An 11,884-nucleotide genomic window follows, 5' to 3' on the forward strand; every position below is an offset into this window, starting at 1 on the left:
TTGTAAGGCGTCCTCAAAGGCTCAAATTGAAAACATCCCCTCCTCCCCTGCCTTTGGATGGCATTCATCCAAAGCCCGCACGCATCGCTCGACGGTAAACAGCAACCACAGGGTCAGAGGCGCGGCCACGAGCGATATCTGCCAGTGGCGCGCGCTCAGGGCCAGGAAGCCGCAGGACCAGAAAAAGGCGGTCCAAAACAAAATAGAGTGTCGGGGCAAGGGCAGCCGCAGAAAATAAATGCACCAGACGAGGCCAAGCACCAATTCGTATGATTTGACGTGCGGGGTGAAAATCAGCCAGTAAACCACAGCCAGAGCCAGGGTGAGATCGGCACTCCAGCTTTTGAGGGATTGGAGTTTGTTCAAGCGCCACACAAACCAGACGAGCGCCGCCATGGCGAACAGGTAGCTGAGCAGCATCCCCGCAGCTTGCCACCCATCAGGCAGTGCGGTGAGCACGAAGCCTTTCCAGGCCACGTTGGTTGCCATTTCATCGCTTTGCCGCCCGCGCAGGATTTCCCAGAGGCTGTGCAGCCAGTCGAGGTGAGCATGCCACCCGCACAAGAGCAGGCTCAGAGCGGCCCAAAGGATGCTTCCCAGTATCAGTCCGGCGCAAAAGCGTTTGTGGCCTGTCAGGAGCATCAGCAACAGGCCGCAGAGCACGAATTGCGGTTTATAGAAGGCGCAGGAAAAAACCAGTCCTGCAGCCAAGGCCTGGCTGTTTCGCAGGAGCTGACAACTTGCGCAAAGAATCAGGAAGGTCAGGCATGCATTTTGTCCCAAGGCAAGGGCGTACGTTAAGGGTGCAAACGACAAAATTAGCAGCCAGCAGGCGGCCGTCATTTTTTTAAATAGTGGAAGCCCGTGCAGCAATAAAAGAGCGGCTGCCACAGTGCAGGCGATTGAAAACCAGAACCAACCTTTGACCCAAAGGATGTAGGGCAGGGGGAGCGCCTTTTCGGAGATCCAGGCATAGAGCGGACTATAGCGAAAATTAAAACGTTCCAATTCTTCGCCCCGGTCGAATGCCTCCCGTTCAAACCAGCGGTAGAGTTCCCGTCCGAAATGGTAATCGCGATAGAGAACGCGGTAGTCTTCCCGTTTGAGCATTTGTCCGGAGGCATAGAATTGTTTGAGATCGCCGCCCAGATCCGTGCCCGGTTGCCATTGGGCGGGAAGATGGAGGTAAAAGTTGGCGAGGAGATAGGCGCAGAGACAAGCGGCTGTAAGTCCGATCCCGATCAAAATCCGTTCTGTTCTCACGAGAAATGAATCTTTATCCAGTTTAAGTCTCTGGAGATTGCCGTGCGGCGGCCATGCTTGCTTGATAGACCTCTTGCAGGCTGACGCCGTGTTTTTCAGCGATGCGCCGGCAGCTTTCGTATTCCGGGCTGATTTGGACGATTTTATCGCCGATGCGCCCGATCTTGACGCTCACCGCGCCCCAGGGGGTTTGGACTTCACGCGTGTCGCGTTGCAGCTTGATGCGGTCGGCTTGATAAACCCGCAGGCCGAAAGCGGTGGTTTCGCTGAAAATCAGATGCAACGCCGCGTCCCTGGCTGATTCCGGTGTGATGACCTGAAGTTGCACCGCAGGGCGGCTCTTCTTCATAGTTAGGGGTACGAAAGCCACGTCATAAACCCCGGCTTGCATGAGTTTTTCCGACAGGTAACCCAGTGTCTCTCCGCTGCAATCGTCGAGGTTGGTTTCCAGGACCAGTACGCGGTCGGTGTCATATTTTTCGGAAGACTGGGATGACGCGCCGAGCAAGGCCCTTAGGACGTTGGGCCGGCCGGCAATTTCGCGCGAGCCGAGACCGTAGCCGATTTTTTCAACCGTGAAGGAATGCAGCGGGGCAAAACTCTCGGCAAATTCAGCCAGCAGGGCCGCGCCTGTGGGGGTGATGAGTTCGTGCGGCACATCGATTTGGGTGATCGGAATGCCCGAAAGAATCGCCAGCGTGGCCGGGGCCGGTATGGGGAAGACGCCATGGGCGCAGGTGATTGTGCCGCGCCCGTCCGCGAGCGGCGAGGCGAGTACTTTTTTAATCCCCAGATTTTCCAGCGCGATGCAGGCGCCGGTGATATCGACAATGGAATCGATGGCGCCGACTTCGTGGAAATGAATCTCCTCGATTGTTTTTCCGTGGATTTTGGCTTCAGCCTCCCCGATCCTGCGGAAGACATTCAGGGCGCGCTGTTTGACGCCTGTTGAAAGGGATGAAGATTCGATGAGTTGGCGGATGTCGGAATAGGAACGGCCATGCGTATGGGGTTCGGAGTGGTGATGATTTTCATGAGCATGCGCGTGGGCATGCCCGTGGTCGTGATGGGAATGTTCGTGGGTGTGGTGGGAATGCTCATGAACGTCAAATTTAATTCCGGCGATGGAACCCCGGGTGGCCCGGTTTGCATGGAGGTGGAAATCCGTGTGGACGGGCAGCTTTTTCAGTTCGGCTTCAAGGACTTCCAGGGGAAGGCCGAGGTCCAGGCAGGCGCCGAGGAACATATCGCCGCTGATGCCGGAAAAGCAGTCCAAATAGAGCGCATTAGCCATAATGGGTTATCCAAGCGGACGTGAGGTATAAACTCAAGAGTAACGGCAGGGCAATCGCATTAAAGTTGCGGATTTTGCAGAGGTATGGCAACAAATTTGGACTGCGGCGGCAGGACGCCGCTTTCTACTGCGGGCGACATGTCGCCCGTCCTAAAGCGCAGACATGTCTGCGCACTCCAAAATTCGCGCTTCGCGCGGCGATGGCATGGGAAAAAATCTTTGACGCAGGGGGCTTCATCTGGGATTGTCGATTGTTTATGCTGGACGGTAATAAGCCCAATCTATCGATGCCCGCCATCGTTTAGCTTCCGCTCTCTTTTATGAATATTCACGAATATCAAGCCAAGGAATTGCTCGAAAAATTTGGAGTGGCCACGCCGCGCGGAAAAGTGGCTTCCAGCCCGGACGAAGCCGAGCAAGTCGCCCGAACCTTGGGCAACAACCTCGTCGTCAAGGCCCAGATCCACGCCGGAGGCCGCGGCAAGGGAACGTTCAAGGACGGGTTCAAGGGCGGGGTGCAACTGGCCAAAACGGCGGGCCAGGTGAAGGACCTGGCGGAAAAAATGCTTAACAATACGCTCATCACACATCAGACCGGCCCCGCTGGACGGGTTGTTTCCAGGGTGTTGGTGGCGGAATCGGTCACCATCGACCGGGAGCTGTATTTTGCGATCGTGATGGACCGCGCGACAAACGGCCCGGTCGTGATGGCCAGCCGCCAGGGGGGCATGGACATTGAGGAAGTGGCCGCCAAGTCGCCCGAGGCGATTTATCGCGAAAACATCAATCCGGCGCTCGGCTTGCAGCCGTATCAGGCGCGCAAGCTCTCCAAGCTTCTGGGTTTCGGCCCCACCGAAATGCGCGATCCCTGCCGCCTCTTCCATGCGGTGTACGACCTTTTCATCAAGAACGACTGCTCGATGGTTGAGATCAACCCGCTGGTTGTCACGAAGGGCGGGGAGGTTCTGGCCCTCGACGCCAAGCTGAATTTTGACGACAACGCGTTGTTCCGGCATCCGGAAATCGTGGCGATGCGGGACATCGGCGAAGAAGATCCGCGCGAAGTGGCGGCCTCAAAATCCAACCTGAATTACATCAGCCTGTCCGGAAACATCGGTTGCATGGTCAACGGCGCGGGCCTGGCGATGGCGACGATGGACATCATTCATTTTTACGGGGGCGAGCCGGCCAACTTCCTGGATGTCGGCGGTGGCGCCAACGAGCAACAGGTGACCGAGGCTTTCAAAATCCTCATGAGCGATCCGGGCGTGAAGGCCATTCTGGTGAACATTTTCGGCGGGATCATGAAATGTGACATCATCGCGCAGGGCATCATCAATGCCGTGAAAAACACCGGGTTGCCGGTGCCCCTGGTGGTTCGTCTCGAGGGGACGAATGTGGAAAAGGGGCGCGCCTTGCTGCGCGAATCCAATCTTCCGATTATTGCGGCCGACCAATTGGCCGATGCCGCGGAAAAAGTTGTCAAAGCTGCGAAGGAGCAAAAATAATATGTCCGTTTTAGTTGGAAAGAATACGCGTTTGGTTGTCCAGGGCATCACCGGCAAGGCCGGCAGTTTTCATACATTGAGTTGCATGGAATACGGTACGAATGTGGTGGCCGGGGTGACGCCCGCGCGCGGCGGCGAGTTGTTTGAAGACAAAGTGCCGGTGTTTGACACGGTTTCCGAGGCCCGCCGGGAAACCCATTGCAACGCCAGCATGATTTTTGTCCCGCCCCCGTTTGCGGCGGATTCGATCATCGAGGCCATTGACGCCGGGGTCGAATTGGTGGTTTGCATCACCGAAGGCATTCCCGTGGAGGATATGATGCGCGTGAAGATCGCGATGCAGGGAAGGCCGACGGTTTTGATCGGGCCGAATTGCCCCGGCATCATCACGCCGGGCGAGTGCAAAATCGGCATCATGCCGGGTTACATTCATAAGGCCGGCAGCGTTGGCGTGGTTTCACGCAGCGGTACCCTGACCTACGAGGCGGTCTGGCAGTTGACCAATCGCGGCTATGGGCAGTCCACCTGCATCGGCATCGGAGGCGACCCCATCCATGGGATGACCCATCGACAGGCCATTGAGTTTTTCAACAATGACCCGGCTACGGAAGCCATTGTCATGATCGGTGAAATCGGCGGGTCCGAGGAGGAGGAAGCCGCGGAATTTATCCAGAAAAACGTCAGGAAACCGGTGGCGGCGTTTATTGCGGGGCAGACGGCGCCTCCAGGACGGCGCATGGGCCATGCGGGAGCGATTGTGTCCGGCGGCAAGGGCACAGCCGCAGCCAAGGTTCAAGCTTTGGAATCCGCAGGGGTGGCCGTGGCCCAAACGCTCGCCCAGATTGGCGATACGCTGGTGAAAGCGATTCAGAAGCAGTGAAAGATCAGAATTTCCAAGACAAAATGCAGCCGGGATGTTAAGACTCCTTATTAGCAAGATTTATAATTAACCGATCCAATTATGGGAAAACCTAAATTATTCATTCCGGGTCCGATCCAAGTGTCGGACAAAACATTCAAAGCTTTCTGCCAGCCGATGATCGGGCACCGATCCAAGGATTTCCAGGAACTCTATGCACGCGTGCAGCCGGGCCTGAAAAAACTTTTTTACACCGAACAACCGGTGTTCGTGAACACGGGTTCCGCGTGGTCTGCGATGGAAGCTTCCCTTCGGAATCTTGTCGGCAAGAAAGTGCTGAACTGCATGAACGGTGCTTTTTCCGACAAATGGTACGGCGTGGCCAACGCCTGCGGGAAGCCGGCGGAAAAACTGCAGGTGGAATGGGGCCAACCGATTTCGCCGGAGTTGATTGACGCCAAATTGAAGACCGGCGAGTTCGATGCGATCACGATCATTCACAACGAGACATCGACCGGTACGATGAGCCCGATTGAAGACATCGCGAAGGTACTTAAAAAATATCCGGATGTGGTTTCCATTGTGGATGTGGTTTCCTCCCTGAGCGTGAAGAAAATCCCGTTTGACGAACTGGGCCTCGACGTGATGCTGGCCGGAACCCAGAAAGCCCTGGCCCTGCCGCCCGGCGCCTCGGTTTTTGCCGTCTCGGAAAAGGCGTTCAAAAAAGCGGCCCTGCAAAAAGACCGCGGGTATTATCTCGATTTTGTGGAATTCCGCGCGAACCACGACAAGAACATGACGCCGACCACGCCGTCGATTTCGCATTTTTACGCGTTGGAAAGCAAGCTGGAGGATATTTTCCAGGAAGGGCTGGAAGCGCGCTACGCCCGGCATCTGGAAAATGCGAAGCTCGCGCGCGCGTGGGCGAAGAAGCACGGGTTCGAGCTGTTCCCGAAGGCCGGGTTCGAATCGATTTCACTGACCTGCATCAAGAACCACCGGGATGTCGAACTGCCGGCCAATCTTAACAAGTGGCTGAAGCAAAACAAGAATGCGGTGATTGACGGCGGCTACGGCAAGATCAAGGGCGCCACATTCCGCATTTCGCACATGGGCGACGAAAGCACCGCCAACATCGCCGAGTTGCTCGGCTGGCTGGACGAAGGCCTGAAGACGCTCGGCGTTTGATCGGATGGAGGGACGGCCTCCGTGCCGTCCCACAAATCCAGGTCCGCGCGTTTTGCTGGCGCAAGTGGCTCGAGGGAAACTGATGTGGAGTGCGGTGGCAAGCCGATGGTTAAGGAGGCGCGACACCGCTTTGGATTTCCAGGAAAAGACAACTCCGACATCCGTCGCGAGCGAGCTCCAATATGCATCGCGAGTAAAAAACGTCCGCCGCGGCGGACGCACTCCAGGGTGCTGGTGATGCGGTTGCCTTGTCCACCTGAAAACTTGCCTTCACCGGGGCTGAAGGGATAAATTAATCCCATGAACATCACTGAGATTCTCGATGAACTGCCTAAACTCAAGGTGGAAGAACGGGATGTGATCCTTCACCGCATTGAGGAATTGGATGAGCTGGCCAGCCCTGCGATGTTGGCCGCAATCGATGAAGCGGAGGCCTCTCCTGTCGAGAATGACTTGTCGGCGGAAGAGTTGCGCCAGCGGGTGAAGCAATGGACGCATACCAAGTAGTTGCAACTTTAATTTTGATCGCACTTCTGTGGTTCCAACTTTGGAAGCATGATGGAGTCCTGTCTGGGTTGCCACTTTCCTTTAGAATTCAAAATGGCCTTGTCACAACAGTCTTGGTGGCTGGCTATGCTGCCACGTTGCCTTCAATCGCATGGGCGCTAACACATTCCGATACTATTTTGAGTAAACTGTGGGTGCGGGTGGGAATGTTCGACCCGATTATTGCCACGATCATGTGGATATTTACCCAAATTGCCGGTGTGATGGCATTGAGCATGAGTTTCATGGTGGCCCAAAGAAAAAAGGGAATGAACAAGGTTATGGGAAAGCTGATTCCGTATTTTACCTTCTTTGCTTGGTTTAATTTTTTGATCGGATATCAAAAATCATCCGGAAACGATGGCGTTGGTTGCTTCGCTATAATCTTTGCTGGAAGCATGCTTCTATTTGGCGTAGTGACGTTTTGGGTGAGAAAATTTTACTGTTCAGATAAAGCCGACCAGTTTTTCGATCAAAGACTTGGACCCGACTTAAACTCTATCTGACCTGAATCGGGCCAACTCGGAAATCCTCCCCGAGGCCCCAAACCATTCAAAAATGTGTTTTGAGTGGGAGCCTACCGCAACGCGGTAGCGTCTTTCAGCCCAGGGTTGGCGCGAGTCTGCGAGAGCCTACCCTGGGTACTTATTCAAAAATTCATGCGTTGCATGAGGGCCAGGGCGCATTGCTCGATGATTTCGGCGGAGGTTACCTGGTTGTAGCGCCGTTCCTTGCGGTCGCCGAAGCGGCGGTTGAAGCCGAAGAGTGAGTTGGAATTCACCTGGGCGAGCTTGACGCCGTCCTTCAGGCTCACGGCGGTCACGGTCAGTTCAAGCCGCACTTCCTTCTGGTCATCGCCCGAGGGCATGGGAATGACGACGGTCTTCTGCCGGGCGAGCACTTCGATTACAATGTCGGCGGATTTCTGCAATGCCTCCACTTCCTGCCGTTCCTTGTCGGTCTTGGGAGGGGTGAGGAAATTGGCGTCGGCATCCTTGAATTTGGTCAGGGCCACCTCGGCGATTTTTTGATCCACAATCTTGCTTCCCGCCTCAAAGAACGGGCGCTGGATGACTTCCTCGATTTCCCGGGCCTGGGCCTCGGTGACCGGAGCCACACCGAGCTCGCGTTCGGTGTTGACGCGGACTTTGGTGCTTGCGCTATCAATCTGTTCGCCGCCTTTGCCCGTGACGTTGTTGTTCCCGGACTGGTTTTTGTTGTCGTTCCCGATTTGGACGTTGCTGTTGCCCGTGCTGGGGATGGTGTCGCCCTTGGTTTTGCTGTCGGATTCCACTTCCACGGCATCAAGCATTTCGCCGCGGTTTTTGACCAGCGAACGGTTGACGTAAACCAGCAATTTGGGTTTGCCGGCTTTTTGGTATTGGGTGCGGAAACCATTCACCGTGCCATCGTAGTCTTCAATCGGCATGGCCGGACCGGTGGTTGCGGGAGCCGAGCTTTTGGCAACGGGTGGGGGCTGACTGGGTTCGCTATCGCCCCGGACAACGGCAGGCGCAAGGCTGAGGGCCAGCGGCAACAGGAGGATGCAGGGTTTCATATTTTTGAGATCAGTTGGGACGTGCGAGGTAGCGTACGCGGACGGTGAAATTGCTGGCCTCGGCTGTGAGGGCGCTTTGCTTGTAGTAAACGGTTTGGCCCGGGGTCAAAGTCAGGGTTTGCCAGGCGGGTTCGCTGCCCACATCGGTATAAAGAACCTGTCCGGCGGGATTGCGGAACAAAGTCTGGGCCTGGATGTAGAGTGTTTCGTCATTGGTCATGTTGCGCAGGCCGCATTGGACGCTGAGAAAGCCGGCTTCCGTTTTCCCGACCGAGACCGGATTATCGGCGGCCAGGACGCGGCGCAAATCCTTGTCGAGATAGACAACCGGAAACCCTTGGGCTTCGGCGGAGCTGGGATCTGACTTGGGGGTGTACGCTCCCTGGCTGCAGCCCACGAAGAGAGCGGCGGTGGAGAGAGCGAGGCAGGCGAGGATGGATTTGTTAATCATAAGATTGTTCCTTGCGGATTATTTGAACTGGGCAAAAGCAATCCTGAATGGCTTGTTGGTCATTTTAGATGAGACGAGGGGAATGGTCAATTGATTCACAACAGTTCCGCCGGCGCTTAAGCCTTCGATTGTGACGGTTTGATCCGTGTCGGGGAGGTTTAAATTCAGCAGATAAACGGAGTGGGGAAGGTTGTCCCAGCAACGGATGTCGGCCTGGGGGTTGGAGGTGGCGGAGAAGATCGCGGTACCCAGCGCGGCCAGGCCCAGGACACCGGAAGAGATGCCGGTGTTGTCCAATTGTGAAGCGGCGATGGCGCCTGCGGCGAGGCCTACGGTTGCATTGGCCGTGTCTTCCTTGAACGAGGCCTTGTCCCCCAGGACGTAGTCGATCTTGCGGGTGCCGCGTGTGGTGGCTTGGAAATAAAGATTTTCCGCCGCAGCGCTGGCGATGGAAGTGTCGGGCGCCACCACATGGATTTGTGTGATGGCCGGGGGCTCTTCCTGAAAATGGAGTTGTTCGCCGTATTTTCCGCCCCGGAATTTAATCGGTCCCCGTCCCACTTCAACAACGATCAGCGTGTTGGTGTTGGCGTCCGGCGGTGGCACCTCGCCCTGCTTGCTCGGGAATTTTGAAGCGCGTTGGAGTGCTGCGGCAGCATCATCCGGATAGCCGTTGAGATTGGAGGCCAGAGCCAGGGCCAGTTCGTCGCTGTACCAATCGCCGGAAAAATCCTTTGCGTCGTCGCCGGTGATGTCCTCGATTTGGGAACGCTTGAAACAGGCTGCGGCGTTGCCGTAGTCGTGGTCGCGCAGGTAGAGCAGGCCGCGGTAGAAATACAGCGCCGAACGCTCGTAACTTTCGCCCTTGAACCATTTTTCGCGCTCGGCCACAAATTTACTTTTGGCGCGTTCGGCTTGTTTGGCGCCTTCCTGCATTGACTCCACCTCGCGGATGGCCTGGTCGAAGGTTTCCTTTGCCAGGTCGAAATAGCCGAGGCGCAGCGCCGACAGTCCCCCGCGCATGGCATGCAGAACGGAATTCTGGCGGCCTTCGCTGTAGAGGGCGATGAACTCGGGTTTGAGCGGCTCGGGGATTTGCTTTTGCCCGACCATTTGCCGGGCGCTCGCAAGGGCGGCGGGGTCGATGTCGGTGCCGGAGGCCGAGCGCGGTCCGCTGGAGGCACACGCGGAGAATAGCAAACCGATGACGGAAATTTGAAGGGGGATGAAAAAGTGTTTGTTCAAGGGGCTGGCCTGGTATTTTGAAACAACAGTGGAAAGTAATGCGCTGAACCTGTGCCGACTATTGAAAAACTGCTTCAAAATAAAGTGGTTCCATTTCAAAAAAACCCATTCAAGCGGTTTTGTTTATAACCCGGATGTTGCCGGGCTCCAGTTCATGCCCGGCTTTGGCGGCTCGACTCTTTGCAGGGGTTTTCAGAAGCGTGTGAAACATCCGGGTTAGCGGTACACGCCGCTTTCCCGGCCTTCCTTCTTGATTTCATACTGGTTTTCCCAGACGAGAACGTCCTTGAAATTCACCAGCTTGAAGGCGATGAGGAAATAATCGCTTTGTCCCTGGCTGGTGGCTGTGGAAATGCCCTGGAGTTCGGCGGTCAGGATGTAATCGTAGGTCGCGGCCACGCGAGTGGTGTCGGCCGTGCCGTTGCTTTCCACCGCCCCGCTTTCCCGCAATCGCTGTTCCCGTTCGTTGGTTTGGGATGCGGCGTCGCGGGCCAGGAACTGGACTTTGCCGGCCGCGTATTGCATCAGCGTGCCGCGCAGCTTGGTGGTGTAAAGGGTGGTGTCAATCGGGCTGGCGCTGCGATTGGTGACCGGTGTGATCAGGATGGTCGGGGGCTTTCCGGCGCTGTTGATGGCCGGAAGGTTGACGATGGACTGGGCGGCCTTTTGCGCCGCTGCGGCGATGTCCTGGGATTCGACCCCGGTGCCGGCGACCTGCCCTTGCGAATTGGGATCGACATAGCTCACTGCGGGCTGGGGCGCCGAAGAGCAGGAAACGAGCAATAAAACGGTTGAGAGCGGGATCAGGGACAGGCTGAGGAAACGTTTGATCATCATGGAATCAAAATGGATTTACGGTTGAAGTCAATTTCAAATGCGTGTCACGGAAAACTGGTTTAACCACGAAGACACCAAGACACGAAGGAAAGGTTTGGAGCAAGTTGCCTTTATCCCCCTGACAAGGGGGAAGAAAAGGGGGTTTGTGTTACCAGTGAAACGCACGAAGGAAAGACGGAGGAAATGAAGAATTCAGAATGCAGAAAAACTGAAGCCGCTTAAAACCTGAATTGCCTGCGCGTCAAAAATTTGACGGTGCTTTGGAAGCAGATCCGGGTTCTTTCTTGGGCGGTTCCGCGACAATGGGTTTCGGGAAAAAATCCGAAATAATTTTGGCTGCAATCGCATCGTTGGCAGCGATCCTCTGGAGGTCCGCCTTGAGCGAATCCACAAATTTGGTTTGTTTGCCGTACCGTTTAAGCAATTCCGCCGCTTGCGTGTTTTTCTGAGCAACGGCTTCCTTGCGTTTCTCCAGGGTGATGATGTCCCGCGCGGTTGAGAAAATCAGCGAGAGCAAAACGACCAGGACAGGCCAAAGAAGGGACTGTCCGCGTTTGAGTCCCTTTGCGGATTTCGAGCCCGAAGGTTGGTCTTCCGGATCAACAATGAACTGAGGGGTGGATTCATTCATGGCGTTGAAGAAGTTGTGCTTTGAGGGTCAGAGGTTCCCTTGTCGGGCGCTGTTGTGGCTGTATTTTGTGTGGAGAACCGCACGATAATGCCGTGCTTCTTTAGGATTTCCACAAGGGCCGGATCACGCGTTGAATCCACAGCGATGCGGCGCACCAATTGTTCGGGGAAGCTGTTAAAGCGGTCTGCCTGGGCGAGCTTGGCCTGATAATCCAATTGTTGCGCATATGCGACGTCCCAAGCCCGGTACACGACTGTTTGTGCGACCACAAGCGTGGCAAATACCAGCGAGAGGCCCAAAGCCAGGTAACGGGTTATCTGGTGTAGCATACGTTATAATAGTGCGAGGCCATTTGTAGGCGTATCTTATGGAATTGTAAAAAACTTTAACAAACAAATTTAGGGCTTCGCCCCCCCTGGAGGCGGGCTGTCGGTGCCGGTGTCTGCCGCCACCATGCTGTTGAGAGCGGCAAGATAAGCCGTCCTGGCCCCTTCATAAGTTTCC

General features: G+C 55.8%; 13 protein-coding genes. 5 read left to right on the forward strand and 8 right to left on the reverse strand.

Annotation, left to right across the window (positions count from 1 at the left end; all coding sequences use genetic code 11):
* Positions 1-21: 21 nt before the first annotated feature.
* Together PHD76_12095 and larC are read right to left on the reverse strand one after the other, a co-directional pair.
* Positions 22-1,263 carry a glycosyltransferase family 87 protein gene (locus PHD76_12095; GenBank protein ID MDD5262577.1) on the reverse strand — a complete coding sequence of 414 codons (1,242 nt, stop codon included), beginning with the start codon at positions 1,261-1,263 and terminating at the stop codon, positions 22-24.
* A gap of 22 nt (positions 1,264-1,285) precedes the next feature.
* The gene (gene larC / locus PHD76_12100) at positions 1,286-2,557 is read right to left on the reverse strand and encodes a nickel pincer cofactor biosynthesis protein LarC (GenBank protein ID MDD5262578.1); all 1,272 of its coding nucleotides are present in this window, start codon (positions 2,555-2,557) and stop codon (positions 1,286-1,288) included.
* 320 nt (positions 2,558-2,877) lie between these two features.
* On the opposite strand from larC, the gene sucC reads away from it, so the two are divergent.
* The 5 genes from sucC to PHD76_12125 all read left to right on the forward strand — a co-directional run bounded on the left by sucC (position 2,878) and on the right by PHD76_12125 (position 7,164).
* Positions 2,878-4,065 carry an ADP-forming succinate--CoA ligase subunit beta gene (sucC, locus tag PHD76_12105; protein MDD5262579.1) on the forward strand — a complete coding sequence of 396 codons (1,188 nt, stop codon included), beginning with the start codon at positions 2,878-2,880 and terminating at the stop codon, positions 4,063-4,065.
* A gap of 1 nt (position 4,066) precedes the next feature.
* Positions 4,067-4,945 carry a succinate--CoA ligase subunit alpha gene (gene sucD / locus PHD76_12110; GenBank protein ID MDD5262580.1) on the forward strand — a complete coding sequence of 293 codons (879 nt, stop codon included), beginning with the start codon at positions 4,067-4,069 and terminating at the stop codon, positions 4,943-4,945.
* Between the two features lie 81 nt (positions 4,946-5,026).
* Positions 5,027-6,112: an alanine--glyoxylate aminotransferase family protein gene (locus PHD76_12115; GenBank protein ID MDD5262581.1), complete on the forward strand. Its 1,086-nt coding sequence runs from the start codon at positions 5,027-5,029 to the stop codon at positions 6,110-6,112.
* A gap of 300 nt (positions 6,113-6,412) precedes the next feature.
* A complete protein-coding gene (locus PHD76_12120) occupies positions 6,413-6,619 on the forward strand; it encodes a hypothetical protein (GenBank protein MDD5262582.1) in 207 nt (68 codons plus the stop codon).
* Positions 6,601-7,164 carry a hypothetical protein gene (locus tag PHD76_12125; protein ID MDD5262583.1) on the forward strand — a complete coding sequence of 188 codons (564 nt, stop codon included), beginning with the start codon at positions 6,601-6,603 and terminating at the stop codon, positions 7,162-7,164. The genes PHD76_12120 and PHD76_12125 overlap by 19 nt, the downstream gene beginning before the upstream one ends.
* 143 nt (positions 7,165-7,307) lie before the next feature.
* On the opposite strand, the gene PHD76_12130 is transcribed toward PHD76_12125, so the two are convergent.
* The 6 genes from PHD76_12130 to PHD76_12155 all read right to left on the reverse strand — a co-directional run bounded on the left by PHD76_12130 (position 7,308) and on the right by PHD76_12155 (position 11,709).
* Complete coding sequence (locus PHD76_12130; protein ID MDD5262584.1) at positions 7,308-8,216, reverse strand: hypothetical protein; 909 nt, start codon at positions 8,214-8,216, stop codon at positions 7,308-7,310.
* A gap of 10 nt (positions 8,217-8,226) precedes the next feature.
* Positions 8,227-8,667, reverse strand: a complete 441-nt coding sequence (locus tag PHD76_12135; protein MDD5262585.1) for a hypothetical protein — start codon at positions 8,665-8,667, stop codon at positions 8,227-8,229.
* 18 nt (positions 8,668-8,685) lie between these two features.
* A complete protein-coding gene (locus tag PHD76_12140) occupies positions 8,686-10,011 on the reverse strand; it encodes a hypothetical protein (protein MDD5262586.1) in 1,326 nt (441 codons plus the stop codon).
* 117 nt (positions 10,012-10,128) lie between these two features.
* Positions 10,129-10,749: a hypothetical protein gene (locus PHD76_12145; GenBank protein MDD5262587.1), complete on the reverse strand. Its 621-nt coding sequence runs from the start codon at positions 10,747-10,749 to the stop codon at positions 10,129-10,131.
* A 241-nt stretch (positions 10,750-10,990) separates the two neighbouring features.
* Positions 10,991-11,380 carry a hypothetical protein gene (locus tag PHD76_12150; GenBank protein ID MDD5262588.1) on the reverse strand — a complete coding sequence of 130 codons (390 nt, stop codon included), beginning with the start codon at positions 11,378-11,380 and terminating at the stop codon, positions 10,991-10,993.
* A complete protein-coding gene (locus tag PHD76_12155) occupies positions 11,377-11,709 on the reverse strand; it encodes a hypothetical protein (protein ID MDD5262589.1) in 333 nt (110 codons plus the stop codon). Before PHD76_12155 ends, PHD76_12150 begins: the two co-directional genes overlap by 4 nt.
* Positions 11,710-11,884 lie beyond the last annotated feature (175 nt).

It is taken from the genome of Candidatus Methylacidiphilales bacterium, assembly GCA_028713655.1.
GTDB lineage: Bacteria > Verrucomicrobiota > Verrucomicrobiia > Methylacidiphilales > JAAUTS01 > JAQTNW01.